At 55.0% G+C, this 21,362-nt stretch carries 21 protein-coding genes; 14 read left to right on the forward strand and 7 right to left on the reverse strand.

The features are described from left to right. Nucleotides 1-3: 3 nt before the first annotated feature. The gene (gene mlaE, locus ACOTYN_RS08040; protein ID WP_332957655.1) at nucleotides 4-786 is read right to left on the reverse strand and encodes a lipid asymmetry maintenance ABC transporter permease subunit MlaE; all 783 of its coding nucleotides are present in this window, start codon (nucleotides 784-786) and stop codon (nucleotides 4-6) included. A 7-nt stretch (nucleotides 787-793) separates the two neighbouring features. Then, nucleotides 794-1,606: a phospholipid ABC transporter ATP-binding protein MlaF gene (gene mlaF / locus ACOTYN_RS08045; RefSeq protein WP_014885389.1), complete on the reverse strand. Its 813-nt coding sequence runs from the start codon at nucleotides 1,604-1,606 to the stop codon at nucleotides 794-796. 227 nt (nucleotides 1,607-1,833) lie between these two features. On the opposite strand from mlaF, the gene ACOTYN_RS08050 reads away from it, so the two are divergent. The 11 genes from ACOTYN_RS08050 (at nucleotide 1,834) to npr (ending at nucleotide 9,753) form a co-directional block, all read left to right on the forward strand. Next, entirely contained in the window at nucleotides 1,834-2,811 is a 978-nt protein-coding gene (locus ACOTYN_RS08050; protein WP_045134767.1) for a calcium/sodium antiporter, read from the forward strand. Between the two features lie 13 nt (nucleotides 2,812-2,824). Beyond that, a complete protein-coding gene (gene kdsD / locus ACOTYN_RS08055; protein ID WP_014885391.1) occupies nucleotides 2,825-3,811 on the forward strand; it encodes an arabinose-5-phosphate isomerase KdsD in 987 nt (328 codons plus the stop codon). Nucleotides 3,812-3,825: 14 nt separating this feature from the next. Further along, on the forward strand, nucleotides 3,826-4,392 hold the full coding sequence (gene kdsC, locus ACOTYN_RS08060) for a 3-deoxy-manno-octulosonate-8-phosphatase KdsC (protein ID WP_023331400.1): 567 nt from the start codon (nucleotides 3,826-3,828) through the stop codon (nucleotides 4,390-4,392). Then, on the forward strand, nucleotides 4,389-4,964 hold the full coding sequence (lptC, locus tag ACOTYN_RS08065; protein ID WP_014885393.1) for an LPS export ABC transporter periplasmic protein LptC: 576 nt from the start codon (nucleotides 4,389-4,391) through the stop codon (nucleotides 4,962-4,964). Before kdsC ends, lptC begins: the two co-directional genes overlap by 4 nt. After that, nucleotides 4,933-5,487: a lipopolysaccharide ABC transporter substrate-binding protein LptA gene (gene lptA, locus ACOTYN_RS08070; protein ID WP_023331402.1), complete on the forward strand. Its 555-nt coding sequence runs from the start codon at nucleotides 4,933-4,935 to the stop codon at nucleotides 5,485-5,487. The genes lptC and lptA overlap by 32 nt, the downstream gene beginning before the upstream one ends. A gap of 6 nt (nucleotides 5,488-5,493) precedes the next feature. Continuing rightward, nucleotides 5,494-6,219 carry an LPS export ABC transporter ATP-binding protein gene (gene lptB / locus ACOTYN_RS08075; protein WP_332957653.1) on the forward strand — a complete coding sequence of 242 codons (726 nt, stop codon included), beginning with the start codon at nucleotides 5,494-5,496 and terminating at the stop codon, nucleotides 6,217-6,219. A gap of 47 nt (nucleotides 6,220-6,266) precedes the next feature. Further along, nucleotides 6,267-7,700 carry an RNA polymerase factor sigma-54 gene (gene rpoN, locus ACOTYN_RS08080; protein ID WP_014885396.1) on the forward strand — a complete coding sequence of 478 codons (1,434 nt, stop codon included), beginning with the start codon at nucleotides 6,267-6,269 and terminating at the stop codon, nucleotides 7,698-7,700. Between the two features lie 22 nt (nucleotides 7,701-7,722). Beyond that, a complete protein-coding gene (gene hpf / locus ACOTYN_RS08085) occupies nucleotides 7,723-8,010 on the forward strand; it encodes a ribosome hibernation promoting factor (RefSeq protein WP_014171818.1) in 288 nt (95 codons plus the stop codon). Between the two features lie 82 nt (nucleotides 8,011-8,092). Beyond that, on the forward strand, nucleotides 8,093-8,584 hold the full coding sequence (gene ptsN, locus ACOTYN_RS08090) for a PTS IIA-like nitrogen regulatory protein PtsN (protein ID WP_008501443.1): 492 nt from the start codon (nucleotides 8,093-8,095) through the stop codon (nucleotides 8,582-8,584). Nucleotides 8,585-8,629: 45 nt separating this feature from the next. Then, nucleotides 8,630-9,484: an RNase adapter RapZ gene (rapZ, locus tag ACOTYN_RS08095; RefSeq protein ID WP_071922859.1), complete on the forward strand. Its 855-nt coding sequence runs from the start codon at nucleotides 8,630-8,632 to the stop codon at nucleotides 9,482-9,484. Further along, nucleotides 9,481-9,753, forward strand: a complete 273-nt coding sequence (gene npr, locus ACOTYN_RS08100; RefSeq protein ID WP_003861872.1) for a PTS phosphocarrier protein NPr — start codon at nucleotides 9,481-9,483, stop codon at nucleotides 9,751-9,753. Before rapZ ends, npr begins: the two co-directional genes overlap by 4 nt. 38 nt (nucleotides 9,754-9,791) lie before the next feature. Here npr and mtgA read toward each other — a convergent pair whose 3' ends face one another. The 5 genes from mtgA to lptF all read right to left on the reverse strand — a co-directional run bounded on the left by mtgA (nucleotide 9,792) and on the right by lptF (nucleotide 16,051). Then, nucleotides 9,792-10,517, reverse strand: coding sequence for a monofunctional biosynthetic peptidoglycan transglycosylase (gene mtgA / locus ACOTYN_RS08105; RefSeq protein ID WP_071922858.1), 726 nt, complete (start codon nucleotides 10,515-10,517; stop codon nucleotides 9,792-9,794). Then, the gene (gene elbB, locus ACOTYN_RS08110) at nucleotides 10,514-11,167 is read right to left on the reverse strand and encodes an isoprenoid biosynthesis glyoxalase ElbB (RefSeq protein ID WP_014885399.1); all 654 of its coding nucleotides are present in this window, start codon (nucleotides 11,165-11,167) and stop codon (nucleotides 10,514-10,516) included. The genes mtgA and elbB overlap by 4 nt, the downstream gene beginning before the upstream one ends. A 232-nt stretch (nucleotides 11,168-11,399) precedes the next feature. Further along, the gene (gene arcB / locus ACOTYN_RS08115) at nucleotides 11,400-13,733 is read right to left on the reverse strand and encodes an aerobic respiration two-component sensor histidine kinase ArcB (protein WP_014885400.1); all 2,334 of its coding nucleotides are present in this window, start codon (nucleotides 13,731-13,733) and stop codon (nucleotides 11,400-11,402) included. Nucleotides 13,734-13,868: 135 nt separating this feature from the next. Next, nucleotides 13,869-14,951, reverse strand: a complete 1,083-nt coding sequence (gene lptG, locus ACOTYN_RS08120; RefSeq protein ID WP_014885401.1) for an LPS export ABC transporter permease LptG — start codon at nucleotides 14,949-14,951, stop codon at nucleotides 13,869-13,871. Continuing rightward, nucleotides 14,951-16,051 carry an LPS export ABC transporter permease LptF gene (lptF, locus tag ACOTYN_RS08125; RefSeq protein WP_014885402.1) on the reverse strand — a complete coding sequence of 367 codons (1,101 nt, stop codon included), beginning with the start codon at nucleotides 16,049-16,051 and terminating at the stop codon, nucleotides 14,951-14,953. Before lptF ends, lptG begins: the two co-directional genes overlap by 1 nt. A 266-nt stretch (nucleotides 16,052-16,317) precedes the next feature. Between lptF and pepA the strand changes: the two genes are divergently transcribed. The 3 genes from pepA to ACOTYN_RS08140 all read left to right on the forward strand — a co-directional run bounded on the left by pepA (nucleotide 16,318) and on the right by ACOTYN_RS08140 (nucleotide 21,246). Then, nucleotides 16,318-17,829: a leucyl aminopeptidase gene (gene pepA, locus ACOTYN_RS08130; RefSeq protein ID WP_014885403.1), complete on the forward strand. Its 1,512-nt coding sequence runs from the start codon at nucleotides 16,318-16,320 to the stop codon at nucleotides 17,827-17,829. Between the two features lie 118 nt (nucleotides 17,830-17,947). Then, nucleotides 17,948-18,391, forward strand: coding sequence for a DNA polymerase III subunit chi (gene holC / locus ACOTYN_RS08135; protein ID WP_014885404.1), 444 nt, complete (start codon nucleotides 17,948-17,950; stop codon nucleotides 18,389-18,391). Then, the gene (locus tag ACOTYN_RS08140) at nucleotides 18,391-21,246 is read left to right on the forward strand and encodes a valine--tRNA ligase (RefSeq protein ID WP_014885405.1); all 2,856 of its coding nucleotides are present in this window, start codon (nucleotides 18,391-18,393) and stop codon (nucleotides 21,244-21,246) included. Before holC ends, ACOTYN_RS08140 begins: the two co-directional genes overlap by 1 nt. The last annotated feature ends 116 nt before the right edge of the window (nucleotides 21,247-21,362 follow it).

The raw sequence follows: 21,362 nt of genomic DNA on the forward strand, positions 1-21,362 counted from the left end.
AACTCAATTCCCAAACATCAGTGCGGTGAGCACAAAATCCAGACCCAGTACGGCCAGCGACGAATGTACGACAGTACGTGTAGTTGCACGGCTAATGCCCGCCGACGTCGGAATGGCATCATAACCATTGAACAAGGCGATCCAGGTGACCGTAATGGCAAATACCACGCTTTTAATCAGGCAGTTAACCAGATCCATTCGCAGATCGATGGCATCCTGCATGGCGGACCAGAAGAAACCGGCATCAATGCCTTTCCAGTGGACCCCCACCAGCGAACCACCCCAGATCCCCACGGCGACAAACAGAATAGTCAGTAGCGGTAACGAGATCACCCCCGCCCAGAAACGCGGAGAGATGACCCGACGCAGCGGGTCGACCGCCATCATCTCCATGCTGGAGAGTTGCTCGGTGGCGCGCATCAGGCCAATTTCTGCCGTGAGTGCTGATCCTGCACGACCGGCGAACAGCAGCGCCGCCACAACCGGCCCCAGTTCACGCAGCAGTGAGAGCGCCACCAGCATCCCGAGGCTGGTTTCCGCACTGTAGGTGGTCAGAACGAGGTAGCCCTGCAGCCCCAGCACCATACCGATAAACAGGCCGGAGACAATGATGATGAGCATCGACAGCACACCGACATTATAAAGCTGCCGCACCAGCAGAGGCGCTTGCTTGCGAAACTCCGGCTTGCCAACCAGCGCGTTGAATAACATTAATCCGGCACGCCCGAACGTCCTGATGGTTTTTATGCCACGGTGTCCAAGGGCGGCCAACGCATTTAACAGCATGAGTGGCTTAACTCCCTAATCCCAGTAAATCGTCACGATAATCGCCCGCCGGGTAGCGGAACGGTACGGGTCCGTCAGCAATACCATCGAGGAATTGCCGCACGCGCGGATCGCAATTTTCCTGAAGCGCCTGGGCGCTGCCGTGTGCGACGATCTTTTTGTCCGCCACGATATAGGCGTAATCGGCAATGCTCAACACTTCCGGTACATCGTGAGACACCACAATACAGGTTACGCCGAGCGCGCTGTTCAGTTCAGAGATAAGCTTCACCAGCACGCCCATCGTGATGGGATCCTGTCCGACAAACGGTTCGTCGAACATGATTAAATCGGGTTCTAATGCAATGGCTCGCGCCAGTGCGGCACGTCGCGCCATCCCGCCAGACAGTTCTGAAGGCATCAGTTTGGCAGCCCCCCGCAGACCGACAGCTTCAAGCTTCATCATCACCGTGCTTTTCAGCAGTTCAGGCGGCAGGCTGGTATGTTCTCGCAGCGGATAAGCCACGTTATCAAAGACGTTCATGTCGGTGAACAGCGCCCCCGACTGAAAGAGCATACTCATACGTTTGCGGACAGTATACAGGCGCGAGCGCGACATCTCCGGGATGTTTTCGCCATCGAAGAGGATTTCACCGCTGTCAGGTGGTATCTGCCCACCAATAAGGCGCAGAAGGGTCGTTTTACCGATCCCGGACGGCCCCATGATGGCGGTAATTTTGCCACGCGGTACGGTCAACGAAATATCATCGAATATCAATCGATTACTACGCGAGAAACTCACACCGCGGACATCGACTAAATTCGCCATCGTTTGGCTCATTTATGGTTCCTTTCTTACCCTGCTCACGTTTAAGCGTGCAGCCTGAATCAGCCCTAAACTCAGCATTTTTACAGAATATTAGCCATTGAGGTTAGCGAAAGCTGGCATTTGTTTTACTTTTCCGGCGCATAAAGTCAAAATTAGGAATTCGTTACGCCTCAGACCGTATGCAGTCCAGCCATTCCCGCGCGATGGACCGACAAGTATACCTGAAGAAAGGACTTTTGATGCTTTTAGCAACAGCACTGTTAATAATTGGTTTACTTTTGGTGGTCTACAGTGCTGACCGTTTAGTGTTTGCTGCATCAATCCTGTGTCGCCTGACGGGCGTACCGCCGGTTGTCATCGGGATGACCGTTGTCAGTGTTGGCACGTCGCTTCCTGAAATCATCGTCTCTGTCTCGGCATCGTTGCACGGTCAGTTAGACCTTGCAATTGGCACCGCGATTGGCTCTAACATCGTCAACATCTTACTGATCCTGGGCCTGGCGGCGCTGCTCCATCCATTTCGCGTGCATTCTGATGTTCTGCGCCGGGAATTGCCGCTAATGTTAATCGTAAGTCTGCTGGCAGGCTGCGTATTTTATGATGGCGTACTGAGCTACAGCGACGGCATTTTCCTGCTGGCGCTGGCCGTCATTTGGCTGCTGTATAGTGTTAAAATCGCCCGCCAGGCTGAGAAGCTGGGTCATGACAGCCTCACGCGTGAGCAGGTCGCCGAACTCCCGCGCGAAGGTACGCTACCGGTCGCTCTGCTCTGGCTTGGCGTCGCGCTGATTATTATGCCGATGGCAACGCGCATGGTCGTGGATAACGCGACGGTGCTGGCGAACTTTTACGCCATGAGTGAACTGACGATTGGCCTGACGGTGATTGCTATCGGCACCAGCCTGCCGGAGCTGGCCACCGCCATTGCGGGGGCACGTAAAGGGGAAGATGACATTGCCATTGGTAATATCATCGGTTCCAACATATTTAATATCGCGATTGTGATGGGTCTGCCGGCCCTGATTACGCCAGGGCCCTTCAACCCTCTGGCATTCTCTCGCGATTACGGAGTGATGTTGCTGGTCAGCGTGATATTCGCCCTGCTCTGCTGGCGGCGGCAACGACAGATCGGCAAAGGCGCAGGTGCGCTGCTGACAGGTGGATTTATCGTATGGATGGCGATGCTGTACTGGCTCTCGCCTCTTCTCTCTGGGTAAACGGAAACGCATTATGTCGCAAATAGAATTGCAGCCGGGTTTTGACTTTCAGAAAGCAGGCAAAGACGTTCTGGAGATTGAACGTGAAGGTCTGGCGCAGTTAGATCAGTACATTAATCAGGATTTTAGTCTGGCCTGTGAGAAGATGTTTTACTGTGCCGGTAAAGTCGTGGTGATGGGGATGGGCAAATCCGGTCATATTGGCCGCAAAATGGCGGCAACGTTTGCCAGCACCGGAACCTCCTCCTTCTTTGTCCACCCGGGAGAAGCCGCACACGGCGACCTGGGGATGGTCACGCCGCAGGATGTTGTCATCGCGCTGTCCAACTCCGGTGAATCCAATGAAATCCTGGCGCTAATCCCGGTACTGAAGCGCCTGCAGGTGCCGCTGATTTGCATGACCAGCCGCCCGGAAAGCAGCATGGCGCGTGCAGCCGATATTCACCTGTGCGTAAAAGTACCCAAAGAAGCCTGTCCTCTCGGTCTGGCGCCAACGTCCAGTACCACCGCGGCCCTGGTCATGGGCGATGCACTTGCCGTTGCGTTGCTGGAAGCGCGTGGTTTTACGCCGGAGGACTTCGCGCTTTCCCACCCGGGTGGCGCGCTGGGACGCAAGCTGCTGCTTCGGGTAAACGACATTATGCACACAGGGGATGAGATCCCTCACGTCAGTAAAGAGGCCTCCCTGCGTGATGCGCTGCTGGAAATCACCCGCAAGAATCTGGGCATGACGGTCGTGTGTGACGACCTGATGAAAATTCAGGGGATCTTCACCGATGGCGACCTGCGTCGCGTGTTCGACATGGGTGTAGATGTCCGTACACTTGGCATTGCCGATGTCATGACGCCCGGCGGGATTCGCGTGCGTCCGGGTACGCTGGCCGTGGATGTGCTGAACCTGATGCAGTCCCGCCATATCACCTCCGTTATGGTTGCCGATGGCGACCAGTTGCTGGGTGTGGTACATATGCATGATCTGCTGCGCGCAGGCGTAGTGTAATGAAGGATAAGACAATGAGTAATGCGGGTGCATCCCTTGCAACCTGTTATGGACCGGTTAGTACCCAGATGATGGCAAAGGCGGAAAATATTCGTCTGCTCATCCTTGATGTCGATGGCGTACTCTCCGATGGCCTGATTTACATGGGCAATCATGGCGAAGAGCTGAAAGCGTTTAACGTCCGCGATGGCTACGGAATTCGCTGCGCGCTCACCTCGGGTATCGAGGTGGCTATCATCACCGGGCGGAAAGCTAAACTGGTAGAAGACCGCTGTGAAACCTTAGGGATTACCCATCTGTATCAGGGGCAATCCGATAAGATGGCAGCGTTCAACGATTTACTGGGTAAACTGGCGATCGCGCCGGAAAACGTGGCCTATGTCGGGGACGATTTGATTGACTGGCCAGTGATGGCTGAAGTCGGTCTCAGCATTGCGGTTGCTGACGCTCACCCGTTGCTGCTCCCACGCGCTGACTACGTTACCCACATCAACGGTGGCCGTGGTGCCGTACGTGAAGTCTGCGACCTGCTTCTGCTGGCGCAGGGCAAGCTTGATGAGGCCAAAGGGCAATCAATATGAGTAAAACCAGACGTTGGGTTATCATTCTGCTTTCGCTTGTCGCACTGGTATTGATTGGCGTGAACCTGGCCGATCGCGACGATACGCAAAAGGAAGTGATCAACAATAACGATCCAACCTACAAAAGCGATCACAGCGACACCGTGGTCTATAGCCCGGAAGGTGCGCTTAACTATCGCCTGGTTGCCCAGCATGTGGAATATTTTTCCGATGAGGGCGTTTCGTGGTTTACCCAACCCGTCATGACCACATTCGATAAAGACAAAGTGCCGACGTGGTCAATTAAGTCAGATCGGGCCAAACTGACAAATGACCGTATGCTTTATCTGTATGGCCACGTTGAAGTCAACGCCCTGACCGCTGACTCGCAACTGCGGAAAATTACGACCGATAATGCCCAGATCAACCTGGTAACCCAGGACGTGACCTCGCAGGATCTGGTCACACTGTATGGCACAACATTTAATTCCAGCGGTTTAAGAATGCGCGGGAACTTACGCAGCAAGAACGCCGAGCTGATTGAAAAGGTTAGAACCTCCTATGAAATTCAAAACAAACAAACTCAGCCTTAAAGTAATTATCGCCAGCGCGATGCTGGCGGCCAGTCTCCCCGCGCTTGCTGTAACGGGCGATACCGACCAGCCGATCCACATCGAGTCTGACACTCAGTCCCTCGATATGCAGGGTAACGTCGTCACCTTCACGGGTAACGTCGTGATGACGCAGGGCACCATCAAAATTAACGCCGATAAAGTGGTCGTTACCCGTCCGGGTGGCGAGCAGGGCAAAGAGATCATTGATGGTTACGGCAACCCGGCCACCTTCTACCAGATGCAGGACAACGGCAAGCCGGTGAAAGGCCGCGCCTCGCATATGCACTATGAGCTGGCGAAAGACCTGGTTATCCTGACCGGAAACGCGTATCTGGAACAGCTGGACAGCAACATTACCGGCGACAAGATCACCTATCTGGTGAAAGAGCAAAAAATGCAGGCCTCCAGCGAGAAAGGCAAACGCGTAACCACCGTGCTGGTTCCGTCTCAGCTGCAGGATAAAGGCAAGGGTCAGGCCCCTGCACAGAAGAAGAGTAACTAATTCGTTATGGCAACATTAACTGCAAAAAATCTCGCGAAGGCCTATAAGGGCCGCCGTGTCGTAGAAGATGTCAGTCTGACCGTCAACTCCGGCGAAATTGTGGGCCTGCTTGGCCCTAACGGTGCGGGTAAAACCACCACCTTCTACATGGTGGTTGGCATTGTCCCGCGTGATGCCGGCAACATCATCATCGATGATGAAGACATCAGCCTGCTGCCACAGCACGCGCGCGCGCGCCGTGGCATCGGCTATCTGCCGCAAGAAGCCTCTATTTTCCGCCGTCTGAGCGTCTTTGATAACCTGATGGCGGTTCTGCAAATTCGTGACGACCTGACCAGCGAACAGCGTCAGGATCGCGCCAACGAGCTGATGGAAGAGTTTCACATCGAGCACCTGCGCGACAGCATGGGTCAGGCATTGTCCGGCGGTGAACGCCGTCGTGTTGAGATTGCGCGCGCGCTGGCTGCAAACCCGAAATTTATCCTTCTGGATGAACCGTTTGCCGGTGTTGACCCAATCTCCGTCATCGACATTAAACGTATCATTGAGCATCTGCGTGACAGCGGGCTTGGCGTGCTGATCACCGACCACAACGTGCGTGAAACGCTTGCCGTCTGTGAGCGCGCGTACATTGTGAGCCAGGGCAATCTGATCGCCCACGGTACGCCGCAGCAGATCCTCGAAAACGATCATGTTAAGCGCGTCTATCTTGGGGAAGACTTCAGACTCTGATAGGGTAGAGGTAACGTAACGCCGAACCGGAGAAAAATGCTCTGAACATGAAGCAAGGTTTGCAATTAAGGCTCAGCCAACAACTGGCGATGACGCCGCAGTTACAGCAGGCAATTCGTCTGTTGCAACTGTCCACCTTAGAACTCCAGCAGGAGCTCCAGCAAGCGCTGGACAGCAATCCCCTGCTGGAGCAAGCCGATCTTCATGATGAGGTAGATACACAGCAGTCCCAGGATACAGAATCGCTCGACACCGCAGATGCGCTCGAACAAAAAGAGATGCCGGACGAGCTTCCTCTGGATGCCAGCTGGGATGAAATTTATACCGCCGGCACCCCTTCCGGTACGCGTGCAGACTACCAGGACGATGAGCTACCGGTTTATCAGGGCGAAACCACCCAGTCGCTGCAGGATTACCTGATGTGGCAGGTGGAGCTGACCCCGTTCTCCGATACCGATCGTGCCATTGCCACCTCCATTGTCGACGCCGTTGATGACACCGGCTATCTGACCGTCACGCTGGACGACATTCTGGAGAGCATGGGCGATGAAGAGATTGAGCTGGAAGAGATTGAAGCCGTTCTGAAACGTATTCAGCGTTTCGATCCCGTAGGCGTGGCAGCGAAAGATCTGCGCGACTGCCTGCTGATCCAGCTTTCTCAGTTCAGCAAAGAGACGCCATGGCTCGACGAAGCACGCTTAATCATCAGCGATCATCTGGATCTTCTCGCTAACCACGACTTTCGTAGCCTGATGCGCGTTACGCGCCTCAAAGAAGAGGTGCTGAAAGAGGCGGTGAATCTGATTCAGTCCCTCGATCCGCGGCCTGGTCAGTCGATCCAGACGAGTGAACCCGAGTACGTGATCCCGGACGTGCTGGTCAGAAAACATAACGACCGCTGGGTCGTTGAACTGAACTCTGACAGCATCCCTCGCCTGCAAATCAACCAGCAGTACGCCTCCATGTGCACCAGCGCGCGCAACGACGCCGATAATCAATATATTCGTAGCAACCTTCAGGAAGCGCGATGGTTGATCAAGAGTCTGGAGAGCCGAAATGATACCCTGCTTCGCGTGAGCCGCTGTATCGTCGAACAGCAGCAGGCATTCTTTGAGCAGGGCGAAGAATATATGAAACCGATGGTACTGGCGGATATCGCTCAGGCCGTCGAGATGCATGAATCAACCATTTCCCGCGTCACCACGCAGAAGTATCTGCACAGTCCGCGCGGTATTTTTGAGCTTAAGTATTTCTTCTCCAGCCACGTGAGTACCGAGGGCGGCGGCGAAGCGTCGTCAACGGCGATTCGCGCACTGGTGAAGAAGTTGATCGCCGCGGAGAACCCCGCGAAGCCACTGAGTGACAGTAAGTTAACCACCATGCTGTCCGATCAGGGTATTATGGTGGCACGTCGTACTGTTGCGAAGTATCGAGAGTCTTTATCCATTCCGCCGTCAAACCAGCGTAAACAACTGGTGTGACACAACCGATAAGGAAGACACTATGCAGCTCAATATCACAGGACACAATGTCGAGATTACTGAGGCCTTACGTGATTTTGTGAACGCTAAGTTCGCGAAACTCGAGCAGTATTTCGAAAGGATCAACCAGGTCTACGTTGTGTTGAAAGTGGAGAAAGTGACTCATATCTCGGATGCGACCCTGCATGTAAACGGGGGTGAACTCCATGCCAGTGCGGAAGGGCAAGACATGTACGCTGCTATCGACGGCTTGATTGATAAGCTTGCGCGACAGCTCAATAAACATAAAGATAAACTGAAACAACACTAATTGTCCGGGCAGTTAACGGGTGCAGGACGGCCTGTTGTGAAAAACAACAGGCCATTTGTACAGTTAGCGCTTAGGTGAAATTATGATGAACAACGATTCCGCTCTTCAACTGAGCAATGTCCTTAACCAGGAATGTACCCGCAGTGCCGTTCACTGCCAGAGCAAAAAACGTGCGCTGGAGATCATCAGTGAACTGGCTGCAAAACAGCTGGGCCTGCCGCCGCAGGTGGTGTTCGAAGCGATCCTGACCCGTGAAAAGATGGGCAGTACCGGTATCGGCAACGGCATCGCGATCCCGCACGGCAAACTGGAAGAGGACACCCTGCGTGCCGTCGGTGTGTTTGTGCAACTGGAAACGCCAATTGCCTTTGATGCCATTGATAATCAGCCCGTCGATCTCCTCTTCGCGCTGCTGGTTCCTGCCGACCAGACCAAAACCCATCTACACACGCTTTCGCTGGTCGCTAAACGTCTGGCCGATAAAACCATCTGCCGTCGACTGCGCTCAGCCCAAAGTGATGAAGAGCTTTATCAGATTATCACTGAAGCAGAAGGCAATCAGGATGACGCGTAACCAGGAGATGGCCTTCACATCTGTTGTCCTGAGGAGAAACGGAACATGGTGCTGATGATTGTCAGCGGTCGTTCAGGGTCGGGGAAATCCGTTGCCCTGCGCGCGCTGGAAGACATGGGTTTTTACTGCGTAGATAACCTGCCGGTGGTGTTATTGCCCGATCTGGCGCGTACCCTGGCGCAGAGACAAACCTCTGCTGCCGTCAGTATCGACGTTCGTAACATGCCCGAGTCACCTGAAATCTTCGAGCAGGCAATGAGTAACCTGCCTGACGCGTTCTCGCCTCAGCTGCTGTTTCTCGATGCCGATCGCAATACCCTGATCCGCCGCTACAGCGATACCCGGCGTTTGCACCCGCTTTCCAGTAAAAATCTCTCGCTGGAAAGCGCCATCGACGAAGAGAGCGATCTGCTGGAACCGCTGCGTTCACGTGCCGACCTGATTGTCGATACCTCAGAGATGTCCGTTCATGAACTGGCGGAAATGTTGCGTACCCGCCTGCTGGGCAAACGCGAGCGCGAACTGACGATGGTGTTCGAATCCTTTGGCTTTAAGCACGGTATTCCGATTGATGCGGACTATGTTTTCGACGTGCGCTTCCTGCCGAACCCGCACTGGGATCCTAAACTGCGTCCTATGACCGGCCTGGATAAACCCGTTGCGGCGTTCCTCGACAGGCACACAGAAGTTCACAATTTTATCTACCAGACGCGAAGCTACCTTGAGCTATGGTTACCTATGCTGGAGACAAACAATCGTAGCTACCTGACGGTGGCGATTGGCTGTACCGGCGGTAAACATCGTTCGGTCTACATTGCCGAACAGCTGGCCGACTATTTCCGCTCGCGCGGCAAGAACGTTCAGTCCCGTCATCGCACGCTGGAAAAACGTAAAACATGACCGTAAAACAAACCGTTGAGATCACCAACAAGCTGGGAATGCATGCACGCCCGGCGATGAAACTGTTTGAGCTGATGCAGGGTTTTGATGCAGAAGTTCTGTTGCGCAATGATGAAGGCACCGAAGCGGAAGCGAACAGCGTTATCGCCCTGCTGATGCTGGATTCTGCCAAAGGGCGCCAGATTGAGGTCGAAGCCACCGGCCCTCAGGAAGAGGAAGCGCTGGCGGCGGTGATTGCGCTGTTTAATGCCGGGTTTGACGAAGATTAGGTCTGCCATTCTGGCGGGTGGCGCTGCGCTTACCCGCCCTACATCAGATGATTACGCTGCATAAACCCCTCTCCACCCAGCTGTCGCATCTGACGCATGATCCACGCCTGACGGCTTCGCACATAGCCTGATGGGGCACTGGCCTTAAAGCGAAGAGGATTAGGCAGTACAGCGGCTAACAGCGCGGCCTCCGACATGCTTAGCCTGCTGGCAGGTTTATTAAAATAGCGTTGTGATGCAGCTTCGACACCAAATACCCCCTCCCCAAACTCGGCAATATTGAGATAGACAGTCAGAATGCGCTTTTTGCTCCAGACTGTTTCCATTCCCAGGGTCAGCCCCGCTTCCAGCCCTTTTCGCACCCAGCTTCGGCCATCCCACAGGAACAGATTTTTTGCCGTCTGTTGCGACAGGGTAGACGCACCGCGCACGCGATTTTCATGGCGTTCGTTATGGGCAAGCGCCTTTTCAATCGCGGCCACATCGAACCCCCAGTGCTCCGGGAACTTCTGATCTTCCGCCGCGATGACTGCCAGCCCCATCCACGGTGAGATCTCGTCCGTACTCACCCAGTCAGAATGCGCGACATAGCCAAAATCACCGGAGAACCACGCGCTGAGCTGACGCTCAACCATAACGGCTGAAAACGGTACTGGCAAAATGCTGAACACGGCCAGTCCGCCTCCCCAGAACACCGCCAGCACGAGTAGGATGCGCAAAAGAAGGTATTTCACCCATTTTCCTGCGGAAGACTGTCGGCTCATTCCGTCAGCACCAGTACCCGGGCTACCAGTTTTTCAATACCCTCAGCCGCTTGCGCGATATTCTGCGCCAGCATGTACGCGGGCGTGGTGACGATTTTGTTCTCTTCATCCACGACAATGTCATCGACCGGGCACGGAACGTGTTCGCCACCCATCTCCTCGATGACCTCAGCAGTATCGATATCGGTCCCGATTGTCAGCCGTAACGGGAAATCAAAAATGTTTGGCAGCATGGCCGGTGCAATGCAGATAAAGCCCAGCGGCTTACCCGCCGCATGCATCGCCTGCGCCAGCGCTTTTAAATCCGCGTCCACCTTGCAAGCCGCGCCTTCAGCAGCAAAAGTGCTGAGATTTTTCGCGGCACCGAAGCCACCCGGCACAATGAGCGCATCCAGTTCAGCAGCATTTGCCTGGGCCAGCGGACGAATTTCTCCCCGGGCAATACGCGCGGCTTCAATCAACACATTACGGGTTTCGGCCATTGGCTCGCCGGTCAGATGGTTAATGACATCCGCCTGATTTTTATCTGGCGCAAAACACATCACCTCTGCGCCCTGTTTTGCCAGGGCCAGTAGGGTAATTACGGCTTCATGTATCTCTGAGCCATCATAAACACCGCATCCGCTCAGGACGACACCCATTTTTTTCATCTTGACGATCCTTCTTTGCAACTTGCTGAAGCACATTAATAATTTTGATTAAAACGCTATGCTTCACACATTTCACTGATTCATGTAACAAACCATTTAAGATTTGCTATCTTATCTGCGTGCGGCCTAAATTTTTCAGGCGGCGCCCATTCGAAAATAACGTTTAAAAACAGGCGCAGCCACGATTTCCCTGGTGTTGGCGCAGTATTCGCGCACCCCGGTTAAACCGGGGTCATTTTTTTCTGGCGTCCACCCAGGCTTTAAGCACCGCCACATCGTTCTGCCACTCTTGTTTCATCTCTTCAACCCAATCACCCACGTTATCTTCCCAGGCGGGTAAATCAGGCGACTGAATCTGTTGGCCCAGCTGCTGCAGGTGGCGTAACCCGACCGAGCCGGCGGCCCCTTTGATTTTATGCCCTTCTTCCACGATGCCCTTCTGGTCCCGCGCCGTCAGGTTTGACTCCAGCACGCTCAGATAGCCCGGCATCATTTTTTCAAACACAGCCAGACCGTCGGTAATCAGTTTCGGGCCGACCAGGTCAATGTATTGCTCCAGCATCGCGGTATCGAGTATCGTTTGGGCTTTTGCGCTATCAACAGACGTCATGGTGCTCTCCTCTTCATCACGGGTATCCCAGAACTTCTTGATCATGGCGGTCAGAGCAGGCACCGCCAGCGGCTTGCTGAGTACATCGTCCATACCGGCGTCGAGATACTCTTTTTTGTCTTTCAGTACGTTTGCCGTTAGCGCCACCAGCGGCGGCAGTTCGTCAGCCGCGTACTGACGCGTCAGTTCACGCGAGATATCCAGCCCGGTCATATCCGGCAACTGGATATCCAGCAGAACGAGGTCATATTCGCCCGGTGTAAACATCTCCAGCGCGGCTTTACCGGTCATTGCCACATCCACGCTGTTGCCCAGTTTTTCCAGCACAGAGCGCGCCACAATGACGTTCAGCTCAATATCTTCCACCAGCAGGACGTGCAGGGCTGGCAGCGGCATATCGTCGTTTTCAAAGGTATCCTCAACTTCTTCCGCCACAGCTGGCGCATGCACCGTCAGCGTAAAGGTTGATCCTTTGCCCGGCTGGCTGGCAACGGTAATATCACCGCCCATGCTCTTCGCCAGCCGTTTAGACACCGCAAGGCCAATACCGGTCCCGGTGGCAGGTTTTCCGCCGTTGCTGTCCTTCACCTGGTAGTACATCGCGAAAATTTTGTCCTGCTCTTCCTGTGGAATACCGATCCCGGAGTCCTCCACCTCGAAGTGCAGCATGTCGCCTGCGTCATAGCGGATACGCACCGCCACCTGCCCTTTCTGGGTAAATTTCACCGCGTTGCTGATCAGGTTCCACAGGATCTGGCGCAACCGCGTACCGTCGGTAACCACTTTATGCGGCAGCGGCAGGGTGGGCTCCATGACGAACCTCAGCCCTTTCTGCTGCGCCTGAAGACCAGACAGATTTTCCAGATCGGCAAGGAAACTGGTGAAATCAATCGGCTGGTTATCAAGCTGAACCTTACGGCGTTCCATCTTATCCATATCGATAATATCGTTGAAGATATTACCCAGCGTAACCGCCGAGACATGAATTGTTTTCAGGTACTTTTCCTGCTCTGCAGTGAGATCGGTATCCAGCAAAATACGGCTCAGCCCCACAATGCCATTGAGCGGCGTACGCAGTTCGTGGCTAATGGTGGAGATAAAGGTAGTTTTATCGCGGCTGGCGCGCTCCAGGGCATCCTGATAGCGCTTACGCTCGGTGATATCGCGGCCGAAGCCCATCAGGCCGTGGCGTTTCCCTACGCGGTCATAATAGGGCACTTTACGGATCTCAAAGCAGGCTTTGCGGCCATCCGGATAATCCAGCCACTGCTCGTAGGTCAGCGAGACGTTATGGCGGAACACTTTTTCGTCCGTTTCCATGACCTTGGCGGCCGCCTCCTCAGAGTAAACGTCCTGCGGCTTCAGGTGAATCAACTGCTTCTCGCTTTTTCCGGTCAGGAGTTCCATCGCCCGGTTACAGCCGGAAAACTCTTTATCTTCGTTGCGGTAGAACACCAGATCCGGCGAAGCATCCAGGAACGAACGCAGGAAAGAGGATTGCTGCTCAAGCTGGATCTGCGTCACCTCGCGCTCTTTCATTTCAACTTTCAGCTGTTCCAGCGTGGCCTGACGCTCCGCCTCCGCCTTCTCACGATCTGAAATTTCCTGATTCAGCTGCGCAATGTTGTCTTTAAGCTGAACGTTGAGTTTCAGATCGCGCTCGCGCATCTCCTCCAGTTTATCCACCAGTTTTGACAAGCGCTGACGAGACTCCTCAAGCTGTTCAACCACGACGGAAAGGAAATAGACGGCCCAGGGAGTAATAAGCAAGCCAAAGAAGATAGAGCGGATGACGTCGATACTCTCAACCTGGCCATGCAGAACCATGGTGACGGCCATTTGCACGACAATGGCCAGAACGACCAGCGCCAGCGCCAGCAGCATGGAGAAACGCACCAGCCCAAGCTTCATCATCAGGTCGACGTAATACTGGGCAAGCATTCGAATTTGCTTCATAGAGGATCCCTTCACGACTTTATCGCTCAATAATACTCAAATTCGGGGCAGGGCGTTGAAGGTTGTGAGAAAAAGTGCGGGGTGAAACAGGAGATTAGCCTCGCTCCCGGTCAACCGGAAGCGAGGAGAGGTCTGTCAGGAGCGTTTCAAAAGCAGCCAGAGGCTGATCAGGAAGAAACTGGCACTCGGCAGCAGCGCGCCAATAATCGGCGGGATACCGTACACCAGCGTCAGCGGTCCGAAGATCTGATCGAGAACGTAGAAGACAAAACCGAAGCTGATCCCCGTCACCACGCGCACGCCCATCGGTACGCTACGCAGCGGACCGAAGATAAACGACAGCGCCATCAGCATCATTACCGCCACGGACATCGGCTGGAAGATCTTGCTCCACATGTTGAGCTGATAACGTCCGGCATCCTGCCCGCTCGCCTTCAGGTACTTCACATAGTTGTGCAAGCCGCTGATAGAGAGCGCATCAGGATCCAGCGCCACGACGCCGAGTTTATCCGGCGTGAGGTTGGTCTTCCACGTGCCGCTGACGGTCTGCGAACCGGTGATCTGTTTTGGATCGGTCAGGTCAGATTCATCCACCTGCGACAAACGCCACTGCTTATGTTCGGGGTCAAACTTTGCCGAAGAGGCATGTCGTACTGACTCCAGGCGGCGCTGGTCATTGAAGGCGTAGATGCTCACGCCGCCCAGTTCATCATCGCCTTTTACCCGTTCGATGTAGACGAAGTTTTTACCATCTTTCGCCCACAGCCCTTGCTGCGTCGAGAGTAGTGAACCACCGTACATGGCCTGAGCACGATAGTTACGCGCCATCTGCTCGCCCTGCGGTGCCACCCACTCACCAATCGCCATGGTCAACAGCACCAGCGGGATAGCGGTTTTCATTACCGACAGCGCAACCTGCATACGGGTAAAGCCTGAGGCCTGCATCACCACCAGCTCGCTGCGCTGTGCCAGCATGCCCAGCCCGAGGAGTGCCCCCAGCAGGGCCGCCATTGGGAAGAAGATCTGCACATCTTTTGGCACGCTGAGCAGGGTGTACATCCCCGCGCCCAGCGCGTCATAACTGCCCTGCCCGGCTTTTTTCAGCTGGTCGACAAATTTGATAATGCCGGAGAGCGACACCAGCATGAACAACGTCATCATGATGGTGGTAAAAATGGTTTTACCGATATAGCGGTCAAGAACGCCAAACGCCTGCATTAGATGGCTCCTTTACGCGAAAATCGGGCACGTATGCGGCGCACTGGCACCGTATCCCACAGGTTTAATCCCAGCGCCAGTAAGATGTACAAGCTGTTAACGAACCACGTCCAGACCATAGGATCCAGCTTACCCTTCGCGCCGTTAGAGCGAATAGAGGTTTGCAGCAGGAAATAGATCAGGTAAAGCAGCATCGCTGGCAGCATAGAGAGCACGCGCCCCTGACGCGGGTTCACCACGCTCAGCGGAACCACAATCAGTGCCATCATAAACACGGTGAATACGAGCGTAATACGCCAGTGGAACTCTGCACGCGCTCTGTCGGTGTCGGTGTTCCACAATGTACGCATATCCATTTGCTCGGTATCCGTCGGATCGAGCGCCACCGCCTGATGGCCGATAATAGCCTGATAGTTCTGGAAATCCGTAATACGGAAGTCGCGCAGCATCGCGGTGCCTTCAAAGCGAGTGCCTTTATTCAGCGTGACAATCTGCGAACCATCTTTACTCTGCGCCAGCTGACCGGAATCTGCCACCACGACGGATGGACGCGCGTTACCTTTAGGTCGCAGCTGGGCCAGGAATACATCGTTGAATTTACTGCCGTCAACGCTCTCAATGAACAGCACAGAGTTACCGTCGGTCGCCTGCTGGAACTGCCCCTGCGCTAACGCCGCCATGCCGGGGTTCGCTTTCGCTTCGGCCAGCACTTCGTCCTGATGACGAGAAGACATGGGGCCCGCCCACATCACATTCACTGCCGCCACGATCCCCGTGAACAGCGCCAGTATCATCGCCGCTTTCACCAGTACGGCTTTGCTCAGGCCACAGGCATGCATCACCGTGATTTCACTCTCGGTGTACAGCTTGCCGAGCGTCATGAGCAGGCCGAGGAAAAGACTCAGCGGCAGGATCAGCTGCGCCATTTCCGGGATCCCTAAACCAAGCAGGGAAAGCACCAGATTCGTTGGAATTTCGCCGTCAACGGCCGCACCGAGGATCTTAACCAGCTTCTGACAGAAAAAAATCAGCAGCAGGATGAAGAGGATCGCCAGTTGGCTTTTGAGCGTCTCCCGCACCAGATATCTTATGATTATCACTTTAAATACGCCCGTAAAAACCCGTCTCTTTGCTGGAAAATCGCTTGTTTCATGGCTTAAACGTCATTTATTCTCTTGAGTCGTCGAAATCATCGCTAAGATTAAAACATCCGGCGGATTCACGCTTCAGGACTTTTTCTGACGTGTCGAAACCGTAGTAACGTAAGATTAACACGAAGTCACCACAACAGCGGACATGAGTTACGAAAGGTTTCAATTCTATCCGTAGCAGCCGCTGTTGTCTTTAAGATTCAGGAGCGTAGTGCATGGAGTTCAGTGTAAAAAGCGGTAGCCCGGAGAAACAGCGGAGTGCCTGCATCGTTGTGGGCGTCTTTGAACCACGCCGACTCTCCCCGATCGCCGAGCAACTCGATAAAATCAGTGACGGCTATATCAGCGCCCTGCTGCGCCGTGGCGAACTGGAAGGCAAACCTGGGCAGACGCTGTTACTGCACCATGTTCCAAACGTCCTGTCAGAGCGTATTCTACTGATTGGCTGCGGCAAAGAGCGCGAGCTGGACGAGCGTCAGTATAAGCAGGTCATTCAGAAAACCATTAATACGCTGAATGATACCGGTTCAATGGAAGCCGTCTGCTTCCTGACCGAGCTGCACGTTAAAGGCCGTAACACTTACTGGAAAGTCCGTCAGGCGGTCGAAACCGCAAAAGAGAGCCTGTACAGCTTCGATCAGCTGAAGACCAATAAAAGCGAGCCGCGTCGTCCGCTGCGTAAAATGGTCTTCAATGTGCCAACCCGTCGCGAACTGACCAGCGGCGAACGCGCTATTCAGCATGGTCTGGCGATTGCCGCCGGTATTAAAGCGGCGAAAGACCTCGGTAACATGCCGCCGAACATCTGTAACGCTGCCTATCTGGCCTCTCAGGCGCGCCAGCTGGCAGACTCCTACAGCAAAAACGTCATCACTCGCGTCATCGGTGAACAGCAGATGAAAGAGCTGGGGATGCACTCCTATCTGGCGGTCGGCAACGGCTCGCAGAACGAATCCTTAATGTCGGTCATCGAATACAAGGGCAACCCGTCCGAAGATGCGCGCCCTGTCGTGCTCGTCGGTAAAGGCCTGACCTTCGACTCCGGCGGCATCTCCATCAAGCCTGCCGAAGGCATGGATGAGATGAAGTACGACATGTGCGGCGCGGCGGCGGTTTACGGCGTGATGCGCATGGTCGCGGAGCTCCAGCTGCCCATTAACGTGATCGGCGTTCTGGCAGGCTGCGAAAACATGCCTGGCGGACGCGCCTATCGTCCGGGTGACGTGCTGACCACGATGTCAGGCCAGACCGTTGAAGTGCTGAACACCGATGCCGAAGGCCGTCTGGTGCTGTGCGACGTGCTGACCTACGTTGAGCGCTTCGAGCCTGAAGCGGTAATTGACGTCGCCACATTGACGGGTGCCTGCGTGATTGCACTGGGCCACCACATCACCGGACTGATGTCGAACCACAATCCGCTGGCGCACGAGCTTATCGGGGCATCTGAACAGGCTGGCGATCGCGCATGGCGTCTGCCGCTGGGGGACGAGTACCAGGAACAGCTGGAGTCTAACTTTGCGGATATGGCGAACATCGGCGGTCGTCCTGGCGGGGCTATCACCGCGGGCTGCTTCCTGGCACGCTTCACCCGCAAGTATAACTGGGCACACCTGGATATCGCGGGTACCGCATGGCGCTCCGGTAAAGCCAAAGGTGCCACCGGCCGTCCGGTGGCGCTGCTGTCGCAGTTCCTGCTCAATCGTGCGGGTTTTAACGGCGACGAGTGATGTAAAACGCCGGGTAGCGGCTTCGCCTTACCCGGCCGACAACGTCGCTCAACCGTAGGCCGGGTAAGCGTATCGCCACCCGGCTTTGCATTTAAATCCACGACAAGAAGCCCCATATATGAAGAATGCAACGTTCTACCTTCTGGACAACGACACCCATCAGGATGGCCTCAGCGCCGTCGAACAGCTGGTGTGTGACATTGCCGCAGAACGTTGGCGCGCAGGTAAACGCGTTCTGATTGCCTGTGAAGATGAACAGCAGGCGATTCGCCTTGATGAAGCCCTGTGGGCCCGCCCACCGGAGAGTTTTGTCCCGCATAACCTGTCGGGCGAAGGTCCGCGCGGTGGCGCCCCGGTCGAGATCGCCTGGCCACAAAAGCGCAACAGCAGCGCGCGCGATATTCTCATTAGCCTGCGGGCAGACTTTGCAGATTTTGCCACCGCTTTCACAGAAGTGGTAGACTTTGTCCCTTACGAAGAATCTTTGAAACAACTGGCGCGCGAACGCTATAAAGCGTACCGCCTGGCTGGTTTTAACCTGAATACGGCAACCTGGAAATAATGGAAAAGACATATAACCCACGCGATATCGAACAGCCGCTTTACGAGCACTGGGAACAGCAGGGCTATTTCAAGCCTAACGGCGACGAAAGCAAAGAGTCCTTCTGCATCATGATCCCGCCGCCGAACGTCACCGGCAGTTTGCATATGGGACATGCTTTCCAGCAGACCATCATGGACACCATGATCCGCTACCAGCGCATGCAGGGTAAAAACACCCTGTGGCAGGCGGGGACTGACCACGCGGGTATCGCGACCCAGATGGTGGTTGAGCGTAAAATTGCCGCTGAAGAAGGAAAAACCCGCCACGACTACGGTCGCGACGCCTTCATCGACAAAATCTGGCAGTGGAAAGCGGAATCCGGCGGCACCATTACCCGTCAGATGCGCCGCCTCGGCAACTCCGTGGACTGGGAGCGCGAGCGCTTCACCATGGATGAAGGCCTGTCCAATGCCGTGAAAGAAGTTTTCGTCCGTCTGTACAAAGAAGACCTGATTTACCGTGGCAAGCGCCTGGTGAACTGGGATCCGAAACTGCGTACTGCCATCTCTGACCTGGAAGTGGAAAACCGCGAGTCGAAAGGCTCCATGTGGCACATCCGCTATCCGCTGGCCGACGGCGCAAAAACCGCAGACGGTAAAGATTATCTGGTCGTTGCCACCACCCGTCCGGAAACCCTGCTGGGCGATACTGGCGTGGCCGTTAACCCGGAAGATCCGCGTTATAAAGATCTGATCGGCAAATTTGTGGTGCTGCCGCTGGTAAACCGCCGTATTCCGATTGTGGGCGACGAACACGCCGACATGGAAAAAGGCACTGGCTGCGTGAAAATCACTCCGGCGCACGACTTCAACGACTATGAAGTGGGTCGTCGTCACGCCCTGCCAATGATCAACATTCTGACCTTCGACGGTGATATCCGTGAAAGCGCAGAAGTGTACGACACCAAAGGCAACGAATCTGACGTTTACTCAAGCGAGATCCCGGCTGAATTCCAGAAACTGGAACGTTTTGCCGCGCGTAAAGCGATTGTGGCTGCCGTTGACGCACTCGGCCTGCTGGAAGAGATTAAACCTCACGACCTGACCGTGCCGTACGGCGATCGCGGTGGCGTAGTTATCGAGCCAATGCTGACCGACCAGTGGTACGTCCGTGCCGATGTGCTGGCGAAACCGGCGGTGGAAGCGGTTGAAAACGGCAGCATCCAGTTTGTGCCGAAGCAGTACGAAAACATGTACTTCTCCTGGATGCGTGATATTCAGGACTGGTGTATCTCCCGTCAGCTGTGGTGGGGTCACCGCATCCCGGCGTGGTATGACAACGAAGGCAACGTCTACGTTGGCCGCAGCGAAGACGAAGTGCGTCAGGAAAACAACCTGAGCGCTGACGTTGCGCTGCGTCAGGACGAAGACGTACTGGATACCTGGTTCTCTTCCGCGCTGTGGACCTTCTCCACCCTTGGCTGGCCTGAGAACACCGACGCGCTGCGTCAGTTCCACCCAACCAGCGTGATGGTGTCCGGTTTCGACATCATCTTCTTCTGGATTGCGCGCATGATCATGATGACCATGCACTTCATCAAAGACGAAGACGGCAAGCCTCAGGTTCCGTTCCATACCGTCTACATGACCGGTCTGATCCGTGATGATGAAGGCCAGAAGATGTCCAAATCCAAGGGTAACGTTATCGACCCACTGGATATGGTTGACGGTATTTCGCTGGAAGATCTGCTGGAAAAACGTACCGGCAACATGATGCAGCCGCAGCTGGCAGAGAAAATCCGCAAGCGCACCGAGAAGCAGTTCCCGAACGGGATTGAGTCTCACGGTACCGACGCCCTGCGCTTCACCCTGGCGGCGCTGGCCTCGACCGGCCGCGACATCAACTGGGACATGAAGCGTCTGGAAGGTTACCGTAACTTCTGTAACAAGCTGTGGAATGCCAGCCGCTTCGTGCTGATGAACACCGAAGATCAGGATTGCGGCTTCAACGGCGGCGAGATGACCCTGTCCCTGGCGGACCGCTGGATCCTGGCGGAATTCAACCAGACCGTGAAAGCGTTCCGTGAGGCGCTGGACAGCTACCGCTTCGATATCGCAGCGGGCATTCTGTATGAATTCACCTGGAACCAGTTCTGCGACTGGTACCTGGAGCTGGCGAAGCCGGTGATGAACGGCGGTTCTGAAGCGGAGCTGCGCGGCACGCGCAACACGCTGATTACCGTTCTGGAAGGTCTGCTGCGCCTGGCGCATCCGGTCATTCCATTCATTACCGAAACCATCTGGCAGCGCGTGAAAGTGATTGCAGGTATCAATGCCGATACCATCATGCTGCAGCCGTTCCCGGAATTCGATGCTGCGCGCGTTGATGAAGCCGCTGCTGCCGATACCGAATGGCTGAAGCAGGCGATTGTTGCCGTGCGTAACGTTCGTGCAGAAATGAACATCGCCCCGAGCAAGCCGCTGGAACTGCTGCTGCGCGGCTGCAGCGAGGCTGCCGTGCGTCGCGTGAACGAGAACAGCACCTTCCTGAAAACGATGGCGCGTCTGGAAAGCATCACCGTGCTGCCTGCAGATGACAAAGGTCCGGTTTCCGTGACCAAAATCATCGACGGCGCCGAGCTGCTGATCCCGATGGCAGGTCTGATCGACAAAGATGCTGAGCTGGCGCGTCTGGCGAAAGAAGTGGCGAAAGTCGACGTAGAAATTGGCAAAATCGAAAGCAAACTGGCGAACGAAGGCTTTGTCGCCCGTGCGCCGGAGGCGGTCATTGCCAAAGAGCGTGAACGTCTGGTTGCCTTCGCGGATGCGAAGACCAAGCTGATTGAGCAGCAGGCGGTTATTGCTGCCCTGTAATGCTTTTACCCCTTACGCTTCAGGGCGTAAGGGGTACCCTTCCTGAAAACTCCTCGCTTGCACTCCCTTTTCTGCGGTGCTATTAACAGCAGTTGTGTGTCAATTTTTGTCATGAG

This window comes from Enterobacter cloacae complex sp. IR5458 (assembly GCF_049238025.1).
GTDB classification, from domain to species: Bacteria; Pseudomonadota; Gammaproteobacteria; order Enterobacterales; family Enterobacteriaceae; genus Enterobacter; species Enterobacter kobei.